The following is a 23,276-nucleotide window of genomic DNA, read 5'->3' as shown; positions in this document are numbered from 1 at the left end:
ACAATTTTTTAAATAATAATAGTAAGCTCCGATGGTGGCGGAGGCAATGTTATGTGATCTGTTGTATTCTGCGAATGTCCGCTCTGAGTAATAGAAGAACTCACCCATCTGAAAAAGGAAGAGAGCGTTATGGCATCTGTAGTATCCAGCTTTACAACATGATCTGTGAGCTCCTTAAGATACTGTTCATCCGCTTTAGGACCAGCTGCACATCCTACAATGGCTCCAAATTCCAGCCCTCTAAGTACAGGAATCATCTGTCTGTATTTCTGAATATCAGAAGGTTTACCATCCGTAAATATAAAAAGTAACGGCTGCCAGTCTCCTTTTTCATCACCAGATCCTTTTACCAGATCCTTCTGAACAAGTTCTGCAACCATTTCTAAAGCCGCTCCTGTATGCGTTGGCCCACTATCCGGACAGGTAATCTCCATGGGATAAAAATTGGATAAAGCAGTTAAGGGAATGATATTTTTAACCTCTCTATCAAAGGTAATAACGCTTAAATGAAGGCTGTCCATCGCTTGTGGATCTGTGCGGAGCATACTGATAAGGCCGTTGAAACCGTTATTCAGTGCCTGGATAGGCTCTCCATTCATGGAACCGGAAGTATCCAGTAAAAAATAGGCTAATAATCTTCTGTTCATAAGGCGGTTATTAATTCTGAAGCCGGCGGAGGAAGTCGAAGACTTCCCAGCCGGCTTTTATGTTGAATAGAAATTTACAATCTAGTTTGAATACGAATACTGCTGTCTCAGAATATCAATAAAGTTATCCGTATTGTGAGGTTCTCCCACGGCACGGAACTTCCAGTCTCCATTATGACGGTATGCTTCAGCAAAAACCATCGCACACATTCCGTTCATACTCGAATCTCCGGAAAGGCTGTATTTCGTAATTTCTTTACCTGTAGCATCCACAGCACGGATAAATGCATTTTCAATCATTCCGAAATGCTGGTTATTGGTTCTTCCCTGATAAATGGTAACCAGAAATACAATTTTTTGGTAACTTTGATCCAGCTGGTCCAATTTCACAATGATCTGCTCATCATCCCCATCTCCGGCACCGGTTCTGTTATCTCCTGTCAACCATACATTTCCGCTTGGATGCTGCATAGAATTAAAGAAAATCACGTCTCCCTGATACATTCCCATTTGTCTTCCGTCATTCGTCTGAACCGTTCTCCCCAGATTAGCAACCTTTCCGTTACCATCTAAAAGAAATGCTACTGCATCAAGATCATATTCCGCTTCTTTATTAAAAAGTTTTCCAAAGAATCCTCCTTGCTTCCTTACATCCCATCCTAAACCGATCGTTACCTTTGAAAGGTCATAAACACTTTCTCCACGGTCGTTTTTTCTTAAATCAATCGTTTGACCTTTCTGTAAATTAATTGCCATAGCTATCGTTTTGTGTATTTAATGTTTATTTGATGATCTGTCCCTTATAATATTTTTCAAGGAAGAATCCAAGATCTGCTCTGTATCCTATTCCTGAAGCTTCGAATTTCCAGCTTCCGTTTCTCTTATACAGTCTTCCGAATTCAACACCCGTTTCAATAGAGAAGTCTTCATCCAGCTCATATTTTGCAATCTCCTGATTGGAGCTGTTGTCTACCACTCTGATGTATGAATTTCTTACCTGTCCGAAGTTCTGTTTTCTTCTTTCAAAATCTTCAATAGTAACAACAAAGAGGATCTCTTCTACTCTTGAATCTACTTTATCAAGGTCAATAACAATAGCCTCATCATCATCCCCATCACTGTTTTTTCCGCTTGGATCATCTCCGGTGTGGGTAAGAGCTCCATCCGGCGAAGTCAGATTATTATAAAAAACAAAATATTCCTCGCTTACTAATTTTCTGTCAGAATCAATCATGATTGCGGATGCATCAAGATCGAAGTCATAGCCTGTCCCTTCATTAGGATCCCAACCAAGTCCTATCGTCATTTTTGTCAGCCCGATCTCGATCTTTTGTCCTTTCTGTAGATTAATTGCCATAGTATTTTATATTATGAATTATTTTTTCCATTAAGATAGATTTGATTTACGAATTGACCAAATTTATTTACTAAAAATAATGGATATAAAGCAATTAAGTCTAATTTTCCCGTTTAAATTAACGGCAACAAAAAAGGTTCAATTAAAAAACTGAACCTTTATATCGTATAATTATTGAATTATTTTTTAAAACTCCTTCTCTGAAGCTGCTTTATTTCTGGCTTTTGCCAGCATAGGAATAGAAATAAGTCCCATTACAAGCATAATCACAATCTGAAGCGGCAAAGAAATAAAAGAATAGGTAAGTCCCATTTCACCTCCAAGATCTGCACTCTTCCCTACTGAGATAAAAAGAGCCATAAAACCATATTTCATAGCCAGATTATAGGCTCCGATCCCACCACTGGCAGGAATAATCATTCCCATTGTTCCCACAACAATAATAAAGAAACCGTCTGCAAAGGTAAACGCTGAAGTTTCGGGCAATGCAAAACATACCAGGTAAGCGGCGAAATAATAGGAGATCCAGATTCCCAGAGTATATAAAACAAACTTTCCTTTTTGTTTTAATTTAAAAATGGTCATCAGTCCCTGAAAAATACCGTCAATAAAATTAACGATCTTACCCAGAAACGGAACATTCGCCAGTCTCTTTTTAAAGGCAAAAAACACAACTGTACCTCCGATTAATACAGAAAGAACAAGCAGTATCTTATTTGGATTAATATGTACTCCTGAGTTTTCATAAAATGACAGAATTGCGTCATATTTAAATAATAATGTCAGCCCTAAAAAACCAAGCATACATATAAGATCCACTACCCTTTCCAGGATGATCGTTCCAAAGGATTTGTCCACAGGAACTTTTTCTACTCCATATAGTGCGGTAGCTCTTGCCAGTTCTCCACTTCTGGGAATAGTAAGGTTCATTAAATATCCAAATGAAATAGACCAAAGCGAATTGGAATTAGAAATACTATGCCCCATCGGCTCCAGCATCAGATTCCAACGGATTGCCCTGAACCAATAAGCCAGAAGACCAAATACAGAGGCAAACAATACCCAAAGATAATTGGCCTTAGCTAATGATTGCTGAATCACTTTAAAATCAAGACCTTTTAAAGCAAGCCATAAAAAAAAGCCTGCAAAAGCAAGCGATATTACTATTGTAAGTACTGATTTTAAAGGATTTTTTGATGTTTTCTCCATGAATTATGTAAGAAGGTTTGTTTTTTCATCCGGGAAAACGATCTTCGGCTGGAAATCTTTTGCTTCTTCAGGAGTCATCTGTGCATAAGCAATAACGATGATGATATCATCCTTCTGTACTTTTCTTGCAGCAGGCCCATTCAGACATACTTCTCCGGATTTTCTTTTCCCTTTGATAACATATGTATCAAAACGCTCACCGTTGTTCACATTAACGATATAGACCCTTTCTCCCACTACCAGGCCGGCAGCTTCTATAAGATCTTCGTCTATCGTTATACTTCCTATATAATTAAGGTCTGAGGCTGTCACTCTTACCCTATGGATCTTGGACTTAAAAACTTCTATTAACATGCTGCAAATTTATTAATAAAAATTAATAAAACAGACGTACACTACCATTAAAAAACTCCCATAAACAACGGGGTTTAATTTTATAAAACACAAAAAAAGAGACCATTACTTATATTATTGTCAATTATATTCTTAAAAACATCAATACTTTATACACAATTTAGGATTTAATAAATACAGGAAATAATATTAACTTTTTGCTAAAGTCAATAAACATAAGCATTTGGCATGATTTTAGTAACCCGTAACGTAGATTTTTCGTTAAAACACGAATTATCATATTTTAACTGTTTTCACTGAAAAGTAAAAAAATTATGTAAGTTTTTATAAAAAAATTGCACAATTAGAAAATAGTATTATATTTGCTATAATTACGAACTAACTTTAATATTAAAAATTATGAACAAGTCTGAATTAATCGACGCAATCGCAAAAGATGCAGGTATCACTAAAGTTGCAGCAAAGGCTGCTTTAGAATCTTTCATTGGTAACGTAACTTCTACTTTAAAGAAAAAAGACGGAAAAGTTTCTTTAGTAGGTTTCGGTACTTTCTCAGTAGCTGAGAGAGCAGCTAGACAAGGGATCAACCCTGCAACTAAAAAACCAATCAAAATTGCTGCTAAAAAAGTTGCTAAGTTCAAGGCTGGAGCTGATTTATCAAATGCAGTTTCTGGTGCTAAGAAAAAATAATCATTCAGATTACGAAAATTCAAGACCGCTTCTCCGAAGCGGTCTTTTTTATACTCAATATTACTGACATTGGATGGATTATTAATTATGGCTTCGAATTCCTAAACTGAGAATTATATTCAAAAATTGAGTGATTAAGATAGAAGGAACCATAAAGAAGAATGAAGGTATTAAGATTATTTAGTCTTGGCCAAAGCCTTTAGAATATATATAATAAATAAGCGGACTAAAGCCCGCTTCTATGGATGGTTTTAAATCCTTTTTATAATTTACTGAAAATAGGTGTAACAAACCCTCTACCTACTCTTTTTCGCTTTTCATACTTACCTATGGAGCCAATCGAGAAACCTTCCAGTCCAGCCCGTCCAGCTGATATACAATTCTATCGTGAAGGCGATTAGGTCTTCCCTGCCAGAATTCAATTTCGTAAGGCTTTGCAAGATACCCCCCCCAATGAGCGGGTCTTGGAACTTCAGTGTTTTCGTATTCTTTTTCCAGATCCTTTAATTTTTCTTCTAAAAACTCTCTGTTCGGAATTTCCTGACTTTGAGGAGAAACCACAGCACCCAACTGGCTTCCTTTGGGCCTTGAATGAAAATAACCCTCACTTAGATTTTCTGCCACTTTCTCAAGATTGGCTTTGATGATGATCTGTCTCTCCAGATTAGGCCAGAAAAAATGCAGACAGGCTTTATGATTATGCTCTATTGCTTTCCCTTTTTTACTGTTATAATTGGTATAGAAAACAAATCCTTCGTGAGTATAAGCCTTCAGCAATACCATTCTTGTTCTTGGACAACCGTCTTCCTCTACCGTAGAAACCGCCATAGCATTGACTTCTGAGATCTCAGGACTTTCAGTTGCCTCCAAAAACCAGTCTCTAAACTGCTCAATTGGATTTTGTTTTATCTCACTTTCAATAAGTTGGGATTTGTCATACACTTTTCTTTTGTCGTGCAGGTTTTCCATAAATATTTTTTATTAAATTTGAGTATGAATCACTCATACAAAGGTAAAATATTAATCTCGACACCTGACATTTCCGGCGATATTTTTTCCAGATCGGTAGTATTGGTTATTGAACATAACGAAAGCGGAGCTTTTGGTTTGATACTGAATAAAAAGAATAGTCAGATGAGCAGTAAATTCAAAGATTTCTTTGATTTTAAGATCGAGGTATACGATGGTGGCCCTGTGGAAAATGACAAGGTATTCTTTATTGTAAAGAGTGATGAAAAAGTAACTGAAATCTATACTGATATCAACGATGAATACTACCTTACCGAAGATATCGAGCGCATCATCAATGCTGTATTAGCCAATGAACTGGATATTCACAATATAAAAATCTTTTCCGGATATTCCGGATGGGCTCCTAACCAGCTGGATAGTGAAGTTCAGAGAAAGATGTGGACTGTGGTAGATGTTTATAACCTTGACTATACCCTTCCAAATGACCAGACATTATGGAAATCAATCATGCAGAATCTTGGGGGTGAATTTTTACTTTGGGCCAACTCTCCTGAAGATATCTCATTAAATTAACTATATCCTTTTCAGATCAATAAAATAATTAACAAATTTTAGGATTTTGTTAACCAATTTTAAAGAAAGTTTTCCCGTTCTTTGAAAAACCAAAATTACTGAAATGAAAGGTATTCCATTACTTGCTTTATCAATCTTTTCGACTGTCTTTTTATCATTCACTCCTCTCAGCAAGAAATACATTGTCATAGATGCCGGTCATGGCGGAGATGATTATGGCGCGGTGTATGGCAGCTTCAATGAAAAAGACATCACACTAAGTATTGCGAAAGAAATTCAAAAACTTAGCGGAAAGCAAGAGCTATACGAGGTCATTTTAGTGAGAAACGAAGACACTTACCCCAGCCTTTCCGAAAGAACTGATCAGATCAATAAACTGAATCCTGAAATGGTATTTTCACTCCATGTCAATACCTCTTCTCAGAAAGAAACCTCAAAGCATGGTACTGAAATATATGTTCAGAATGCTGAAGACTCAAAGAAACTGGCGGGAAAAATTTATAAAAAATTTGATGTCCGTAAAATTGAAGAACGTAATCTTCATATTTTGAGAGAAACCAAAGCTCCCACGGTATTGGTAGAACTTGGATTCATCAATAATTCCACAGACAGGAATTATGTCACCAGTGAAAAAGGACAAAAGGAAATTGCACAGAAATTCGTTGACATTATCAACGGAAACTAAATAAAAAAAACAATTTCTGATTTACTCAGAATAAAACCCGGTAAAGGACTTTATAACTTGTTGTTTACCGGGTTTGTCAATTTTTATGAATTAAAACTCTTTTTCCAGCTTTCTACCAATTCTGTGAATCGGGAAATTTCAAAGGTCTTATTTCTTATTTTACCTACAGAAAATATGCCTTTCTCATCAGAAATCATCAAAATCTCTTCTGCTTTCTGAGATTCAAAAGCAATAATTTCGTGTTCCTGAATATCAGCCAGATTATTTTTATGTAAGAAAGTAACAAAATTTTCCATCAAAGGAGAAATGTAAGCACCTTCTGTCTGCTTTGGAACTTTAATAATATTACCTTCCATGAATAAAAGGTTTCCGGACGTGGTACGGGCAATTCTTTTATTAGGGTTCAAAAGGATTACGTCATCAAGGTCATTTTCCTGAGCATAAATTTCACCATAGATATTTTCCGGACAATGTACTCTAATGTTACTTAAGAGATTATTATTTACATTAATTTCCTTGATCAGATCCAGGTCCAAAGGTCTTTGGTGAACAGCCAGTACATCATCCATTTCTTCAACTTCATAAAAGTAAGAAATTGAAGATTTTGCCAATGTCACAGCATCCTGATTTCTGAATACCTGAAAATTGATAATTCCGTTTTTTATTCCTTTACCGTCTATGATATCCTTTTGGAATAGTAACTGGAAAAACTCCAGTGTATAGGTTAAGGGAATATTCATTCTCATCTTTCTCATGGAAGCCATCAGGAAGAAGTAACATTCTTCATCCATGATCAATCCGCCGTTTCTTACAAAGAAAGAAACCTTCACTGCGTCGCCCCAAAGAAAGGCTCTGTTCTTTACATTTAATGCGTCTGATGTAAAATATTGATTTTCCAATTTTTGATGTGATTTATTTACAAAAAAATAATGAACGATAAATCGTTCATCAGTTTTATCATTTAATAAAGCTCTGCATTACGCAGCACCTAATTTTATTCTGAGATTCTCAATAAGATTTTCCCAATACATTGCGTTTTCCTCTTCGTCACCTTCTTCACAAAAATCTGTAATATTCAGTGCAAGATCTTCTGTAATATCATCTATTGTGATAGTCATTTCAAAGAAGTTTTTAGTTCCCTCATCTTCTTCCCATCTGAAACGTACGAAACCTTCAGGCTTATATCTGATCAAAGTGGCCTTCTCTGCAGGTCCTCCACCCCAGCTAAAAAAGAAATCATCGCCTTTCTCTGTTACCTCATCCGCAAACCATTCAGACAATCCCTCCGCAGTAGCCAGATACTCGTATAAAATCTCTGATAAACAGTGCATTGGAAATTCGTAATGGACTTTATGTTTCGCCATATAATCTTTGTTTTTATCGTCCCGCAATATATAAATTAATTTTTTTATTACACAAAATTGCAGTTACTTTTTTAAAGAATCTGCATGATATTTATCAGAGATTATAAATACCTATTCTATTGCATATAAACCGTTAAAATTACCATGTTAAGCATAAAAAAAATCTCTCAATTCTGAGAGATTTATATCAACTGTTTCGAGTTATTTTTAGTTTGTTTAAAAGTGAAAATTTAATTCTACAAAGCCTACTTTTCCGAATCCTGTTTCACTCCACCCGGTCTTCTTATCCTTTTGGAAAGTATCGCGGTCTACAATATAAATGTATTTATAATAAAACATAGGTTCTGTAGAAATGGAAAAATGCGGAGAAATGAAGTACTGAACGCCTATAAAGGCCCCTATTCCGTTATCATACTGGGGTTTATTAATATTCTTGTAATTAGAATATCTCATAAAAGCATCTGCCCCATAATAAAAGTTCCAGTTACGGTATCTTTTAAGGTTTCTGTCAACCCCAAGCTTCATGGCAAACTGTGTAAACCCTCCTTCACTATCATCCTTCTTATAATCAAATCCTGTTCTATAAGACCATTTCCCTTTCGGAGAATACCGGTAATTGATCACCATTGCATTATCATCGGATGCAAAAATGGATTTAATAAACTTATTAATCCCAATACCTATCTGATGTTTCGGGATCGTAAATAAAGTATCTTTCTGAGTCTGGGCCAGGCACAGGCATGAAAAGAAAAGAAAGAAAAATGCTGTAATAATACGTTTCATAATAAAAACATCTCAAAGACTTATAAGCCTTTGAGATGTGTATCTTTTTTAGTTATGTTATTTTATATAATTTGCGAATATAGCTTTGATCTTCTGCTCAAAATCACCAATATACACATCTGTATTTTCGGTAGTTCCATCAGCATATACAATAAAGAATTCTCCTTTTCCATTTACTGTTTTATAAATGATCTCCCCAACCTTTTGTCCGGAATAGGATACTACAGCTTTAGAGTTTGCATTAATCTGGCTATCTGTCGGATCATTAATTGCCGCTAATGCTTCTACATTCATGCTGCAGTTAATTTTAAGATTCCCTTCTGTTACAGATGCTGTGATTGCTTTAAAATCATCTTTAGAAGATATATTAGCATAGTCCGCATGTTTTAACGTAACATTGGCAATAACTTCACTGTTTGCTCCCTGAGGTGTAGTAGCATTATATTTGAACTGGAATTCTTTACTTGAATTTCTCTGCCATGTAATCGTCTGTGTCCAAGGGGAAGCAAAGATCTTGATATTGGCACTGATCGGCATACTGAAGTTAGTACTGTTATCAAAAGTTACATTTGATAAGTTCATGCTAAAAACTGTATTATTACTTTTCTTTAATGTAAGATCAAAAGTTTTCGGAAGCCAGATTGTTTCAGAATTGTAGCTTGTCTGAACATCAGTATAAGAAGTAAGTGTTAATTCACCGTCAACAGCTGCCTGATTCTTAACTGATGGAAATTTAAGAACAACTCCTGTAGAATTTCCTGTCTTAGCCCATTGCCCTGTAGCATTATTAAAAGTATATTCACCCAGTTTTGTAGCAAACTGCAGCTTGTTATTGATCAGAACTTCTCCATATTGGTTTTCGAAACTTTCGATAACATTATTTAAGTGGCTATCATCGTACTCTTGTGCAGTATTATTGAACATGGTGTACAATATATATTTGGACAGATCACCATCATCCAATACATTCAGCTTATCATAAAAACCATTAATTGTTTTCTTGATATTTTCTTTGTCCTGTGCTACTGTTGTGGTACGATTTTCAGTAATAGAATCGTCTGAGCTCCCGCAGGCCTGAATTCCCAAGATAGTAGCAAGTCCTATCCCAGTGAATAAAATAATTTTTTTCATGGTTATTTTTTTACGCTGCGAAAGTAAAGATTTTTTTTATGTATTCAAAGTTTTATAAAAAGAGTCTTATTCTTCATCCAGAATCTGTAAAATAATTTCACAGCCTTTTCTGATCTCTTCTTTTGAAATGGTTAACGGTGGAGATATTCTCAAATATTCATTTCTGTACAACTGCCAGAAAACAATAAGCCCGTTTTCCATACATTTTTTAGCAACATTTAAAGTATATTCAGGTTCCCCAAGGTTAACGGCAAGCATCAATCCTTTACCATTAATATTTTTAATCTTCGGATGTACCAAAAGCTCCCTGAAGAGATTTTCTTTTTCTTCTACTTCTTCCATCAGACCACTTTCCAGAACTTCTTTCAAGGTGGCATAGCTGGCTGCTGCAATCAGTGGATTTCCTCCAAAAGTCGTCACGTGTCCCAGTTTTGGAGAATGAGACAGGGTTTCCATAATTTTTCTGGAACTCATAAAAGCTCCTACAGGAACTCCGCCCCCCATTCCTTTCCCCATGACCAAAATATCAGGAACGATTCCGAAATGCTCAAATGAAAACAGTTTTCCTGTTCTTCCAAATCCAGGTTGAATTTCATCCAGAATCAAAAGTGCACCTACTTCTTCACATCTTTTTTTCAGTCTGATCAGATAGTTATTATCAGGAACCAGGAATCCGGCAGCTCCTTGAATGGTTTCCAGAATAACACAAGCCGTTTTTTCTGTGATCTTTTCAAATTCGCTTTCATTATTGAATTCGATAAAAGACACCATTGGCAACAATGGGCGGAATTCCCTTTTATGATTTTCATTTCCTGAAACACTTAGTGCTCCATGAGTATTTCCATGGTAAGAATTTTTAAAGGAAACAATTTCTTCTCTCCCGGTATATCTTTTAGCAAGCTTCAAACTTCCATCAATGGCTTCAGCACCACTATTTACAAGATATGTCACCTCCAAAGGCTCAGGAGTAGCCTCCGCCAGTAACTTACATAATGCAATTGGTTTTTCCTGCGCATATTCTCCGTATACCATTACGTGAAGGTATTTATCTGCCTGTTCTTTGATGGCATTCACAACTTTCGGATGCGAATGTCCCAGTGTATTGGCCGATACTCCCGCTACAAAATCAAGATATTTTTTCCCATCTGTACCATAAATATAGTTTCCTACCGCTTTTTCAACTTCAAAACCTGCTGCAAATTTTGTGGTTTGCGCCTGATATATAAAAAAATCTTTGTGCATTTCCATTGTCTCAAAAAATTTCAGCAAAGCTATAAAAGATTCAGCAAACGCCGAAATTATTGATAGGGAATAAAAAAGCCACACTTACTAATGTAAATGTGACTTTTCATTGAAATATTAAGATTTGTTTTATCTTATAACACCTTCTCTACTGTTACATAACTGTCATTGGTAACTGTATAATTGGTTGCACCACTTACTTCCGTAATGGACTCTAGTGTAATATACTGTCCCTGAACCGCATACACTGAAATATCCAAACTAATCTTCCGGTTGGTACCATCAAAATTAACTGTATCTTCAAGCAATTGAAATCTTTTGACATCATTCAGGTATAAACTGGCTCCTAATCTGTTACTAAATGATCCGGCAGGACCTGTAAAATTAAGATTGAGATTAACTCGATATAATCCTGTTTGCCTAATGTACAGTCTATTCAGGTTTGCTCCTGTTGTAGGAACGTTTGTTTTAAGCTTTAAAGGATCAGCAAGAAAATTGGGTTTATCGATGGTATTATTTATTGGTAGTAAAGCTGTACCATTGGTCGTTGATACAGAATTTAACCGGAATCTTGAGATATTATCAGATTCTATTTCAAAAGCCTTGCTCCATACGAGACCGTCAAAAACCATTACCTGTCCTGTAGCTTTAACAAACAAGAGCATTCCTCTTAATTCCTCTATCCTGGTTGCCGGAGCACTTGCTCCTGTATATGGAAGATCTGTTTCTGCATTTACAGCTGGAAGTCCAAGACCTTTTACACCAGTTGCTTCACTGGTATTGGTAACATACATCATTACCCTGTCGTTCCCATTCGCGTTAGAATCGGGATTAGAGATATTGGTGAAATTCACCTGTGCACTGTAAATATTGATCGCCAATAAAGACAGTCCGAATAAATATTTTTTCATCTTAATAAGCTTTAATTAAACGTGCTGCAAGGTAAGAGTTGATTGAGCTGGCATCTGTACCATAAGCAGATAGAGACCCTCCTGATCCACCAATAGTTCTGATTGTAGGAATAACCCTTAATTCTGCACCTACCGGCAATGAAAGCGTCTGGGCAAAACTGCATGTTTTATTTCCATTAGTATCAATAACAAATATGAGTGAATAGTTTGACTTGGTAACGATAGTTTCCCAATTTCCTGTAGGTACATACCTAACCTGTAATGTCAGTTTAAACTCTGTAACTCCAATCTGGGCTCCAAGCGATCCACCAGTAAACCCTAAAGCAGCTCCTACATCATAGACTCCAGCCTGTTTTATTGTTACATTACTTGCATTCTTTAATGTAAGATTATCAACAAGAACTTCGCTTTTATTATCCGGAGCTAAATAAACGGCAGACCCTGTTGAAAGACATATTCCTAAACCGAAAGCAATACAAGGAATTGAAATCCCTGAAGAGATTCCCAGTCTTGATCCTTTAGGCTGGTATATCCCCTGGATCTGTCTTGCAGGATTCCAGGCATAGCCGTCATATTTGTAATATTGATCATCTGTCTTATTGTAGATAAGTCCTCCTATAAGGTTAGGATAGTCATTAAATACATCTGTCACTCCAGCATTATATTGTGGAAATGAAGTAAAGCTATTAGAATAAGGAAGTATTACTCCTTTAGTTCCGTCCAGAACTTTTACTATATTTTTTGTGCTATAAATATCACCACCAATACCTACCTGCGCCTGTAGAAAGTATTGGCTAAAAAGCGCTATAATAAGTGTAACCTTTTTCATCTTATTGCATATTTATTTTTTCAACAATAATATCCGATATAGAGTTTCCTGTAGTGTTCATCGAAAAAAACATATTACTTCCCAGACAACCACCTACCAGCATTGCCTGGTTACCATAAAATCTTAATCTAGCTCTGTCATTAGCATTAAAAACACCTACATAGGTAAATGCAAGCGACTGACCTACGTCTATAGATCCAATAGGTATTGAACCCAATGAAAGTAATCCGCCTGTGGTATTACTTACTGTATTATTAACAGGCTTCCAAGATGTACCATTATCAGAACTGATTTCTAAGTTCAATCTGGAATACAGGTTGGTTGATGCACCTATACATGTAGGTGTTCCCACGTTAAGTGTACCACTTTTAAATGATATTTTATATAAACCTCTTGTTTTAAAATTAATCACATTACTTGTGGTACTTAGTAAATCTACATCAGTTGATATTTCATTCAGAGCAGGTATTCCTGTAGTAAATGGTACATCTACTGCTGCGCATTGCTGATTAGATCCTATAATACAATTGGGGAATGGTAACAGCACACAGGGATCACAAGTAGTAGTTACAGTACCATTCCTTATAAAACGGGCCATTTTGTTATTCTTCATGGTGGTTACAATAGGATCTGAAATCTTCCAACTTGTTCCGTCATTCTGAACAACACTTCCTGTTTCACGGTTAAAGATGATAGAACTTTGAGTTCCATCTCCCGTTGTACCAGCTAATGAAGCAGGCAATACTGAAGTGGTATTGGCTCTTGGTAATCTGGCGGCGTAATCATCTTGCTTTACGTGCAATTGAGCTCGAACGTCTGGCTGGAAGCCCGCGGTTTTGGAATTTTTAGATTGGCTTGACCTATTAAATGTATAAAATATTATAATTATATAATTATGTCATTATAAAAAAAATAATAATTCCAATATACTAGAATAAACATAACCCATAAAAACAGCTGTACACAACAGAAAATTCTATGTTTATGACAGAAAAAAAATATTTTTAAATTCTGAAATTTAAGAGTAAAATTCGAACTTTTTCAGGCTCTTTTTTATGATTTTACTCGTTAAAAATTCACCATTTATTGATATGAAGAATGATTTTTTAACATTTTGTATCACAAAATAATATTTAAATATGGCTTTTACCCAGATTAAAATCCAATTACCAACAATAAAAAATACCCCGCAAAATACTGATTTACAATATCATAAATAAAAATTAAATAAATTTATTAATAACAATAAGATGTTTATACAATTTATTCTCTATTGTTGCCAATCTGATTAATAAATTTTATTTAACATATTATTTTTTCACCATTAAATGATATAAAATATAAAATTATACTTATTTTATTTAAATATTCATAATCATCAAAAAATTGAATCTTTGTTTAACCAAAACCTAGCTGAACAAAATTTCAAAACCTTTATTTATAATTTTTTTTCTTCAAAAAAATATCAAATTAACCATTATAAATAAAAAAACCGCTTTACAAATAAAGCGGGTTCATTTTATGTTATTTTCTTACTCTTTTCGGTTTCTTAGCCTCTTCTTTGGCCCGTTCTTTCTCTATAGCATCCTGTGCCTGATCGTACAGCTCATTATCTGAAGAATACTTGATTTCTTCATAATTCGGGCTGTCTACCAGTATATCCTGCCATTTCCTGATCCTGTCTTTTGTATTCCAGTTAAAATCGGGGAACTTCCTTCTTACAGGTTCTAATTTACTCATCGGATAGGTATCTGCTGTAGCCCCAATACTGCAGGAAATAATCTGCAAAGTTCTTTCCTCAAATAAAGCACCAATAATACCACAGGCAGAAAGTGTGATTCCAATTCTTTCAGGCTTTTGAGTTTCTTTGTTTACATCATCTACATAAGCAATAGACTGGGCATTTCCTACTACCCTTGCCTCTTTAATATCATTCCCCTGATAGTAAACCGTCATAAATTTACCTTTCACCTGGTTGAATTCATCTTTCAGGGTTAAGGAATCTACTTTGCTGATCGCTAAAGCATTTCCAGTTACTTTTAAAGAGTCTATATTTTCATTCTGGGTATTGAAATAGGCTTCAACCTTATCTCCTGTTACCTGTTTCTCCCCACTCCATAAAATAGGTTTTGTATACATGTGCAAGATACCATCCGTCTCATTAAACGCAATGGAATCAGCCCTTCCCTGTGCATTGGATTTGTATATTCTAGCCTTTTTGTAAGCTCTTAAAAAGCTCTTCTTTATCCTGATATCTAAAGAATCCTGTTTCTGGTAAGATATAATCTTCTCTGCTGCAAAATACGCGGTGTCTTTTTCCATGATTTTGACAGCATAAGGATTTTTAGTCATCATGGAAGAATCTTTTTTCTCAAAGATTTCACCATATCCTCCTTTCATATATCTCCTTTCTTTCGGATCATCAAGCTTTACATTTCCAGTCGCTTTTCCAAAACCTGTGATCTGGTTAAAATACATATCATCACCGGTAAGGATTTTGTCATTATAAAAGATCTTGGAATTCTTATTCAGGAAAGCTTCTTTGGTTTCCATCCTATAGGTTCCTCTTTCTGTATAAACCCTGTTTTTAGGATTAGCTCTGTTGGTGATGGTAGTAGGTCCGAAAAATTCGGCAACTTTGGTATTCTGATTCTGCTTGATATTAACTCCTTCAATAATGTATTGGGCATTGTCTATTTTCACGTTTCCAACAAAATCAATCATTTTGGTATCGAGAAAATAGGTTGCAGACTTAGTATACATTATATTCCCCTGACTATCAGAAATAGTACCTCCCGTATTAAAATAAGCCTGACTAGAAAGTTTATCATAATACAGAATATCAGTTTTAATAGTCTGCTTGGGATCTGTTAAGACAACATTTTTCCGGGCAACACCTTTTTGGGTATTCCCATCATATTCCATTTCTCCTGCTGTAATCACAGAGCCGTCTGCATTCTGAAGTTTTGTATTTCCAATTGCTTTGGCAAAGTTTTCTTCACTATAAAGAACAACTTCATCTGCGGTAAGTATAGACCCCTTTTGTTCTATTTGAACATTTCCTACAAAATATTGATTACCATCATATTTCGTGGGATCTTTAATAATTTTATCTGCGTTGATAAGTTTTATTTTATCTTCAGGTTTCAGGGGCTGTGGCTTTGCAGGTGAAGGAGTCTGTAAATAGGGATCTCGCTTCACAGGCGTCTTGTCCTGCGCCAAACTGAACGTAGAAATAAAGATAAACAGAAAAAGGATTATTCTCATTAATTAGTCATTCTTAGTGCCATAGAAATATAGCGAATGAGAATCAATTTTTACGCCAAATGCTTCTTCAATGGCTTCTTTGATTCCTTGAATTCTTGGGTCACAGAACTCAATAATTTCTTCAATTTCTTTATCAGAGTCTTTTTTGTAGATTACCAGATGGTCATGCTGCTTGTCAAAATAAGACTTTTCATAAGATGAAGAGGTAAGGGTTTTTTCTCCAAACTGATGCTTACGGATTAAACCTGCATCAAGGAAAATCTCAATAGTATTGTAGATGGTAGCTTTAGAAACATGGTATTTCTTCTGCATCATCAGAAGATACAGATCATCAACATTAAAGTGATGATCCATATTATAAATTTCTTCTAATATCGTATATCTTTCAGGCGTGTTTCTGAACCCTTTTTCTAATAAGTAGTTTCTTAAAACATCCTTGATCAAAGCTATATTTTTTTCTTTTTGTACTGTATCCATTAAAAAAATTATCTACAAATTTATTGAATTTTATTTAAATAGATAGTATGGTTAAATACTCCGGGTATTAAGAGTTGTGACGGAAGTACCCAGACTGTTCAATTTTATTATCATAAACAGTAAGTTCTGTAATAGGGGCAGACTCCACTTCTACGTTGTGTGAAGATACTCCCCAGGCCTTAAAGTCATCACTTCCTATATACTTCACAAAGTTGTAAATATTAAGGGTAATCTTCTGTTTAACAGTTAAAAGTATATCGTTGATATAGGTGTTATCAATGATAACATACTTCAGATCCGGCGGTATATTATGAGCTCTTAAAGACGGATGACTGCTTCTTGAAGGGATGGTTCCTTCAGCCATTAAATCTTTAAGCACCATATTGAAATAATCATTAATTCTTCGGTCTACTTTAAATCCTAAAAGGAAATTGATCTTATAAACGGTTCCAGGCAGAATTTCATCTACTGTGTATTTGAATGTATATGGATCTTCCTGGTTAACAATACTTAAAATAAAGTAATGATCTGCTCTTTTCGGCTGTTTTTTGATGATGGAATAGATAATTTTGGATTCCACTTCATCATTTCTTTTAGCGCGGCTCAGATAAGCTAAATTGGTGGCATATTTCGGAATGGTTTCATCCAGTTTCATATCCTTAAGAATAGAAACGTATTTTTCTATTTTCACATATTGGATAAAATTAGCTTTAATTAATCTTCCGTTATACCATGCGTACATACATACAGCGATAAACCCACCTAATACCATTGTTAGCCAACCTCCGTCTACAAACTTGATTACATTGGCATAGAAGAATCCCGATTCCAGGAAAAGATATACAACTGCAAAACCGGCAATAAAAACTTTATTGACCCTTGTACGGCTCAGCCAGAATAAAAGAAGGATTGTTGTCATCAGCATCGTAATGGTGATTGTAAGCCCATAGGCTGCTTCCATACTTTCTGATTTCTGGAAGAATATAACCACTACAAAACAGAAAGCCATCAACCCCCAGTTAATTCTTGGGATATACATCTGTCCTTTAACCCCTGAAGGGTATTCAATATGCTGATTAGGCCAGAAAGAAATAGACATTGCTTCTGAGAACATGGTAAATGAACCGGTAATTACCGCCTGACTGGCAATAATTGCCGCTGCAGTTGCCAGAATTACACTTGGTAAAACAGCCCATTCCGGCATGATTCCAAAGAAAGGATTTACTCCGTTGTGTACCTGATGATAATTATCCAATAACCAGGACCCCTGTCCTAAATAGTTCAGGATAAGCATAAGCTTAACGAAAATCCAACTGATTCTGATATTCTTTGCCCCACAGTGTCCTAAGTCTGAATATAAAGCTTCCGCTCCTGTTGTACACAGGAATACAGCTCCCATAATGACAATGGCACTGGATGAATGTGTAATCAGATTATAGGCATAGATCGGATTGAAAGCTCTTAAGATTTCAATGTGGTCAAAAATATGCATTGATCCTGAAATTCCTAATACCAGGAACCACGTCACCATGACGGGTCCAAAGAATTTACCAATAGATGCGGTTCCAAACTGCTGTACAACAAAAATTATGAATAAGATGACTAAAGTAATGAGGACTACCGGAGTTTCTGGATTGTAGATTTTTAATCCCTCAATTGCAGACATCACCGTTAAGGAAGGGGTGATTACACTATCTGCGACGAGCGTGGATGCTCCAATAATGGCGACTACGTACAGCCATTTTTTCTTGAGTTTTTTTACTAGTGAATACAATGCAAGAATTCCACCTTCACCCTTGTTATCTGCTCTTAAAGCAATAATCACATATTTCAGGGTAGTCTGAAGCGTCAATGTCCAGATGATACAGGATAATGCTCCTTCAATGTATTCATCAAATGGCATGGTAGCGCCGTCTTTTCTTGCGTTCACAATCGCTTTCATTACGTAAAGCGGTGACGTACCTATATCTCCGAAAACGATCCCGAGAGAAACGATAACGCCTACAAATGAAAGCTTCTTTAAGTCAAAGTGATGACCGCCTTCTGTAACTTCTGCCATATCAGCCAATTTATTTTTTTTAAAAGCGCAAATTTATATCAATTTTATGACCCCAAGAACTTTTCTTCATGAATATAATAAATGAAAAAACTTCCTTTCGGAAGTTTTTCTCTATAATCTATCATTATTTTACGTACATCGCTTTTTTGATTTCCTCTTTTACTTTTTCAAGTTTAGGGAACCATTCTGCAAATAATGCAGCAGAATAAGGCGCAGGTGCATCAGGAGTAGTAATTCTCTTGATTGGAGCATCTAAATAATCAAATGCTTTTTGCTGTACCATATAAGTAATTTCAGAAGATATAGACGCAAATGGCCAGGCTTCTTCTAAAATCACCAATCTGTTTGTTTTCTTTACAGATTCTAAAATAGTGTCAAAATCAAGAGGACGAACAGTTCTAAGATCGATAACCTCAACAGAGATTCCTTCTTTCTCCATATCTTCAGCTGCCTGCATCGCTAATTTCATGATCTTACCGAAAGAAACTAAAGTAACATCCTTACCTTCTCTCTTTATATCTGCTTTTCCTAATGGTAAGTAGTATTCTTCTTCAGGAATTTCCATTTTATCTCCATACATCTGCTCAGATTCCATGAAAATAACCGGATCATTATCCTGAATTGCAGTTTTCAACAATCCTTTCGCATCATAAGGATTTGAAGGAACCACTACTTTAAGGCCAGGAATGTTTGCAAACCAGTTTTCAAAAGCCTGAGAGTGCGTAGCTCCTAATTGCCCTGCAGAAGCTGTAGGTCCACGGAAAACAATTGGGCAGTTCCACTGTCCACCGCTCATCTGACGGATTTTTGCAGCATTATTAATAATCTGATCAATTCCTACCAATGAGAAATTGAATGTCATATACTCTACAATTGGTCTGTTACCATTCATCGCAGCACCAACAGCAATTCCTGTAAAACCAAGTTCTGCAATTGGGGTATCGATTACTCTTTTAGGACCAAACTCATCCAGCATTCCTTTTGAAGCTTTATATGCACCATTGTATTCTGCAACTTCCTCCCCCATTAAAAAGATGGATTCGTCTTTACGCATTTCCTCGCTCATTGCCTGTGCAATTACCTCACGAAAAGTATATTCTGCCATATTTATTCGAAAAATTTAGACTACAAAAATAGTGTTTTTTTATTATACACATAATAAAAAGGCATCTCATTTGAAGGAAGTTTCTTAATATTAATAATAATTTAAACTCAGAGATTTCTGAAAAGAAGGACGCTGAAAGCTATTGAAGCCTGAGAGAACAATTAGAAATTAATTTTTAATAATTCCCGACACCTTCATCTCAAAACGTTCCAGGGATAAGAGATTTTTCCGGGTATACTAAAAAATGACATTCCATTTCTGAAATGCCATTTTAAAATTCTATTTAAACTTATATTAATTAGCTTTCTCCCAAACCTGGGTTCTTCCTAATAATGATAATCCTAAATACCCTCTTACATTAAGCTTATCTCCGCTCTTTGTAATGGTACATTTGTAAGTTTTTCCCGTTTTAGGGTCTGTGATATTACCTCCTGTAAATTCATCACCTTCTTTTTTCAATCCTCTGATGATTTCCAGTCCTACAATTGGTTTTCCTTTTCTGTCATCTTTACAAGCGGTACAGTTAGGCTCAGCAGGTTTTATTAATAATTGAGAAACTTTCCCGTAATACTTTCCGTCTGACTTCTTGAAAATCTCTACAATAGATTTAGCCTGTTTTGTTTCATCGTCTATCGTCTTCCACTTTCCTTCTATCTGTGCGAATGTCATCACTCCAAATAAAGAAAGCGCGAATGTTAACATTATTTTTTTCATATTTCTTATAGTTTTAATTTTAATACAATATACTTTTCTATGTATTGATAAAAATATAAATTAATTCTTAACGAACAAAAACTTTTATTATACAAAGCATAAAAGACCTGGTAAATGAATTTATCTAATTCAGCTTTCTATTAATCACTCTGTCCATATAATCCTGATACCACGCTTTTGCTGTTTGTTTTCCTTGTTCTACTTCAGGTGTTTTTAGCTGGCCAATCAGATTCTTTTCAAGAGCAAGGTCTGTTTTATCATATACTCCCACAATATCCTTGCCATCAAAACGATAGATATAATTTCCAATCATAAATTGTTCATTATTTCCATCTGAATTCACCACAATACCTGGATATTTTTTATCACTTACCAGACTTCTTCCCCAGCTTCTGATGGGTTTATTATAGCCTATTAAATCTGCAAGTGTCGGATAAATGTCTATTTGCTGCGCCATTTCCGGATTTTCTCCTTTCAGTTGATATTCCGGATTTGGAGAATATAAAACCAGCGGAACAGCAAAACGGTTCATCGCTTTTTCATATTCCGGATAATAAATCTGATTGGTATGATCTCCCGTGAATACAAAGATTGTATTGTGGAACCAAGGTTCTTTTTTAGCCGTTTCAAAATATTTTTTAATCGCATAATCCGTATACTGTATAGGTTCATGCATTTCTATTTTACCTTTTTTGAATTTTCCCTGATACTTCTCCGGAATTTTGAATGGATGGTGAGAAGATGCCGTAAATACCGTAGTCATAAAAGGTTGTTTCTTTCCTACATTTTTAGCAAAATACTGAAGAAATGGTTCATCCCAAATCGCCCACATTCCATCAAAATCTTCATCATGATTATATTCTGTTTTCCCAAAATAATGCTTAAAACCTAAGATATTTCCAAATCCCAGGAATCCCATAGAACCATTAGGTGCCCCATGATAAAATGAAGTATCGTATCCCAGATCATTGCAGACAGAAACAATAGACTGAATTTTCTGGTTAGAATATGGAGAACCTGTAAAAGCATCCGTAAGACTCGGAATTCCGGCCAGCACACTGCTCATTCCATGGATGGATTGCCTTCCGTTCGCAAAGGTATTTGGGAAAATAAGGCTTTGTGTAGCCAGACTGTCCATAAACGGAGTATATGAAACGTAATCTTTAATATTTTTATCTTTATTAAAAGCTCCGGAGTACTCTCTACCGAAAGATTCTACAATGAAAATAACAATATTGGGACGGTTCTCTACTTTTCTGTCGTATTGTTTATAAGGCTGAACATTTTCTTCAATATACTTCTCATCCACAAAGTGAACTTCCTTGAAATTATTAGTATTTAAAGTCCTGAAGAAAGAGAATGTACTGTTAAGAACCAGATTTCCCTGCAATGGATTGGTTACAAAACGGGTAGCATCCACCATATTGATCGGTCTTGTACTGTGTTTGAAATCTCCTCTGATTCCGCCTACCACCAAAACTGCAGTAATACACAGAGTAACAATGGAGGATAAAAAATAAGGTAGTAACTTAACAGGTTTTACTTCATCAACTTTTACTTTTTTATAAAGGAAAACCCAAAGTCCCATTAAAACAATAAACCAGATCAGTACAAAAGGATGTTGCTGAACAGAAATCATCAGGGTCTGAGAAACATTAGACTCATGCTCTGCTACCTGAAATACTGCTGAAGTAAGCCTTGATTGGGAGAATTTATAATAAATAAAATCCCCGAAATTCATTCCATATGCTACTCCGTTCGTCAGAAAATAAACCCAGAAAAGGAGTTTCTGAAATCCTTTCTTTGTATTGATGACTAATGGAAGGAGACTTAACAGTATAAATAAGGCATTCACATACAAAATAGCTGTGGTATCGAAGGCTGTACCATGATATGCCAGTTTAAGATACTCTGAAACAGAGTCTACCTTAATGAGGTCTTTATTAAAGTACCAGAATAAAAGTCTTGCGATCTGATAAAAAACATAGGCTAAAAAAATTCTGTAAAGCAGTGCCAGAACTTCCTGTTTTCTAAATCCTTTTAAAAATTTCATGGGGCAAATTTACATCAAAATCACTTTATGGCGTTTTTTAGTGCATATTATTTTGAGTTAGAATTTTTAAAAACTGTAATTTTGTACTTATGGATTTTATAAAAAATAATCTGGCTAACGCCTTGACCCTGGCCAATCTGTTTGCTGGCTGTGTGGGTGCAATACATCTTATTTTAGGAGACTATCAAACCACGGCAATATGCCTTATCCTCTCCTCTATTTTCGATTTCTTTGACGGATTTGTAGCCAGAGCCGTAAAATCAAATTCCAACCTGGGACTTCAACTCGATTCTCTTGCCGATATGGTGAGTTTTGGGGTTATTCCTGGATTAACAATGTATAAAGCTCTTGAACCATTTGGAGCAGAACTTCTTGGAATACATTTTCCTTTTGAAATTAAATATATAGGATTAGTAGTAACCGTTTTCTCTTGTTTAAGGCTTGCTATTTTCAATCTGGATGAGGAACAGAGATATTATTTCAAAGGTTTAAATACACCTACCAATACTGTTCTCTTGTTCGGTTTGTATTATGCTTTTAAAGAAACCGGGACTTTCAGTTTCCTGTTTGACAATGCATTACTGCTTATCATACTTTCGTTCCTTACTTCATGGCTTCTGATCAGTCCTATCAAAATGATGGCAATGAAGTTTAAATCCAAAACTCTAAAGGACAACTATCCAAAAGTAGTATTATTGCTGGGTGGAATTGCGATTCTTGTGATCTTCCAGATTGTAGGAATTCCAATGCTGGTCATCTATTATATACTGGTATCGCTTATTTTTCAAAGACAATTAAAATAGAAGCCAAACAACCTTTTATTTTTAAATAAATACATATTCAAATTATTATTG

The 23,276-nt window shown here is 35.4% G+C and carries 24 protein-coding genes; 4 read left to right on the top strand and 20 right to left on the bottom strand.

The annotated features are described in order from the left end of the window. Positions 1-8: 8 nt before the first annotated feature. The 5 genes from DRF65_RS07245 to panD all read right to left on the bottom strand — a co-directional run bounded on the left by DRF65_RS07245 (position 9) and on the right by panD (position 3,567). Complete coding sequence (locus tag DRF65_RS07245; RefSeq protein WP_115970095.1) at positions 9-647, bottom strand: vWA domain-containing protein; 639 nt, start codon at positions 645-647, stop codon at positions 9-11. Positions 648-728: 81 nt separating this feature from the next. Then, on the bottom strand, positions 729-1,403 hold the full coding sequence (locus DRF65_RS07240; RefSeq protein WP_115970094.1) for a TerD family protein: 675 nt from the start codon (positions 1,401-1,403) through the stop codon (positions 729-731). A 25-nt stretch (positions 1,404-1,428) separates the two neighbouring features. Next, on the bottom strand, positions 1,429-2,004 hold the full coding sequence (locus tag DRF65_RS07235) for a TerD family protein (RefSeq protein ID WP_115970093.1): 576 nt from the start codon (positions 2,002-2,004) through the stop codon (positions 1,429-1,431). A 186-nt stretch (positions 2,005-2,190) separates the two neighbouring features. Further along, positions 2,191-3,213, bottom strand: coding sequence for a lysylphosphatidylglycerol synthase transmembrane domain-containing protein (locus tag DRF65_RS07230; protein WP_115970092.1), 1,023 nt, complete (start codon positions 3,211-3,213; stop codon positions 2,191-2,193). A gap of 3 nt (positions 3,214-3,216) precedes the next feature. After that, positions 3,217-3,567 carry an aspartate 1-decarboxylase gene (gene panD, locus DRF65_RS07225; RefSeq protein ID WP_047386679.1) on the bottom strand — a complete coding sequence of 117 codons (351 nt, stop codon included), beginning with the start codon at positions 3,565-3,567 and terminating at the stop codon, positions 3,217-3,219. 399 nt (positions 3,568-3,966) lie between these two features. Between panD and DRF65_RS07220 the strand changes: the two genes are divergently transcribed. After that, entirely contained in the window at positions 3,967-4,257 is a 291-nt protein-coding gene (locus DRF65_RS07220) for an HU family DNA-binding protein (protein ID WP_027379880.1), read from the top strand. Between the two features lie 327 nt (positions 4,258-4,584). Here DRF65_RS07220 and pdxH read toward each other — a convergent pair whose 3' ends face one another. Continuing rightward, the gene (gene pdxH / locus DRF65_RS07215) at positions 4,585-5,226 is read right to left on the bottom strand and encodes a pyridoxamine 5'-phosphate oxidase (protein WP_115970091.1); all 642 of its coding nucleotides are present in this window, start codon (positions 5,224-5,226) and stop codon (positions 4,585-4,587) included. 24 nt (positions 5,227-5,250) lie between these two features. On the opposite strand from pdxH, the gene DRF65_RS07210 reads away from it, so the two are divergent. Continuing rightward, positions 5,251-5,802, top strand: a complete 552-nt coding sequence (locus DRF65_RS07210; RefSeq protein WP_115970090.1) for a YqgE/AlgH family protein — start codon at positions 5,251-5,253, stop codon at positions 5,800-5,802. A gap of 103 nt (positions 5,803-5,905) precedes the next feature. Further along, positions 5,906-6,487, top strand: a complete 582-nt coding sequence (locus DRF65_RS07205) for an N-acetylmuramoyl-L-alanine amidase family protein (protein WP_115970089.1) — start codon at positions 5,906-5,908, stop codon at positions 6,485-6,487. An 83-nt stretch (positions 6,488-6,570) separates the two neighbouring features. Here DRF65_RS07205 and DRF65_RS07200 read toward each other — a convergent pair whose 3' ends face one another. The 14 genes from DRF65_RS07200 to DRF65_RS07135 form a co-directional block, all read right to left on the bottom strand. After that, positions 6,571-7,386: an aminotransferase class IV gene (locus DRF65_RS07200; RefSeq protein ID WP_115970088.1), complete on the bottom strand. Its 816-nt coding sequence runs from the start codon at positions 7,384-7,386 to the stop codon at positions 6,571-6,573. Between the two features lie 78 nt (positions 7,387-7,464). Then, the gene (locus DRF65_RS07195; protein WP_034696870.1) at positions 7,465-7,851 is read right to left on the bottom strand and encodes an START-like domain-containing protein; all 387 of its coding nucleotides are present in this window, start codon (positions 7,849-7,851) and stop codon (positions 7,465-7,467) included. A 216-nt stretch (positions 7,852-8,067) separates the two neighbouring features. Next, complete coding sequence (locus DRF65_RS07190; protein ID WP_115970087.1) at positions 8,068-8,634, bottom strand: hypothetical protein; 567 nt, start codon at positions 8,632-8,634, stop codon at positions 8,068-8,070. Between the two features lie 57 nt (positions 8,635-8,691). Next, complete coding sequence (locus DRF65_RS07185; protein ID WP_115970086.1) at positions 8,692-9,765, bottom strand: hypothetical protein; 1,074 nt, start codon at positions 9,763-9,765, stop codon at positions 8,692-8,694. Between the two features lie 66 nt (positions 9,766-9,831). Then, positions 9,832-11,007 (bottom strand): aspartate aminotransferase family protein, encoded by a 1,176-nt coding sequence (locus DRF65_RS07180; RefSeq protein ID WP_115970228.1) that lies wholly within the window; start codon positions 11,005-11,007, stop codon positions 9,832-9,834. A 134-nt stretch (positions 11,008-11,141) separates the two neighbouring features. Next, positions 11,142-11,918 (bottom strand): hypothetical protein, encoded by a 777-nt coding sequence (locus DRF65_RS07175; protein ID WP_115970085.1) that lies wholly within the window; start codon positions 11,916-11,918, stop codon positions 11,142-11,144. Between the two features lies 1 nt (position 11,919). Further along, positions 11,920-12,747 (bottom strand): hypothetical protein, encoded by an 828-nt coding sequence (locus DRF65_RS07170; RefSeq protein ID WP_115970084.1) that lies wholly within the window; start codon positions 12,745-12,747, stop codon positions 11,920-11,922. A 1-nt stretch (position 12,748) separates the two neighbouring features. Then, positions 12,749-13,549 (bottom strand): hypothetical protein, encoded by an 801-nt coding sequence (locus DRF65_RS07165; RefSeq protein ID WP_115970083.1) that lies wholly within the window; start codon positions 13,547-13,549, stop codon positions 12,749-12,751. A gap of 722 nt (positions 13,550-14,271) precedes the next feature. Beyond that, positions 14,272-16,014, bottom strand: coding sequence for an OstA-like protein (locus DRF65_RS07160; RefSeq protein ID WP_115970082.1), 1,743 nt, complete (start codon positions 16,012-16,014; stop codon positions 14,272-14,274). A gap of 3 nt (positions 16,015-16,017) precedes the next feature. Further along, positions 16,018-16,491 (bottom strand): Fur family transcriptional regulator, encoded by a 474-nt coding sequence (locus tag DRF65_RS07155; RefSeq protein ID WP_027374694.1) that lies wholly within the window; start codon positions 16,489-16,491, stop codon positions 16,018-16,020. Positions 16,492-16,558: 67 nt separating this feature from the next. Continuing rightward, positions 16,559-18,550 (bottom strand): KUP/HAK/KT family potassium transporter, encoded by a 1,992-nt coding sequence (locus DRF65_RS07150; RefSeq protein WP_115970081.1) that lies wholly within the window; start codon positions 18,548-18,550, stop codon positions 16,559-16,561. A 124-nt stretch (positions 18,551-18,674) separates the two neighbouring features. Further along, on the bottom strand, positions 18,675-19,655 hold the full coding sequence (locus DRF65_RS07145; protein WP_115970080.1) for a pyruvate dehydrogenase complex E1 component subunit beta: 981 nt from the start codon (positions 19,653-19,655) through the stop codon (positions 18,675-18,677). 294 nt (positions 19,656-19,949) lie between these two features. Further along, on the bottom strand, positions 19,950-20,369 hold the full coding sequence (locus tag DRF65_RS07140; protein WP_115970079.1) for a DUF2147 domain-containing protein: 420 nt from the start codon (positions 20,367-20,369) through the stop codon (positions 19,950-19,952). A gap of 124 nt (positions 20,370-20,493) precedes the next feature. Next, on the bottom strand, positions 20,494-22,422 hold the full coding sequence (locus tag DRF65_RS07135; protein WP_115970078.1) for an LTA synthase family protein: 1,929 nt from the start codon (positions 22,420-22,422) through the stop codon (positions 20,494-20,496). Positions 22,423-22,511: 89 nt separating this feature from the next. On the opposite strand from DRF65_RS07135, the gene DRF65_RS07130 reads away from it, so the two are divergent. Continuing rightward, positions 22,512-23,225 carry a CDP-alcohol phosphatidyltransferase family protein gene (locus DRF65_RS07130; RefSeq protein ID WP_115970077.1) on the top strand — a complete coding sequence of 238 codons (714 nt, stop codon included), beginning with the start codon at positions 22,512-22,514 and terminating at the stop codon, positions 23,223-23,225. Positions 23,226-23,276 lie beyond the last annotated feature (51 nt).

This window comes from Chryseobacterium pennae (assembly GCF_003385515.1).
GTDB lineage: Bacteria > Bacteroidota > Bacteroidia > Flavobacteriales > Weeksellaceae > Chryseobacterium > Chryseobacterium pennae.
This window is presented reverse-complemented; position numbering and strand designations above follow the sequence as displayed.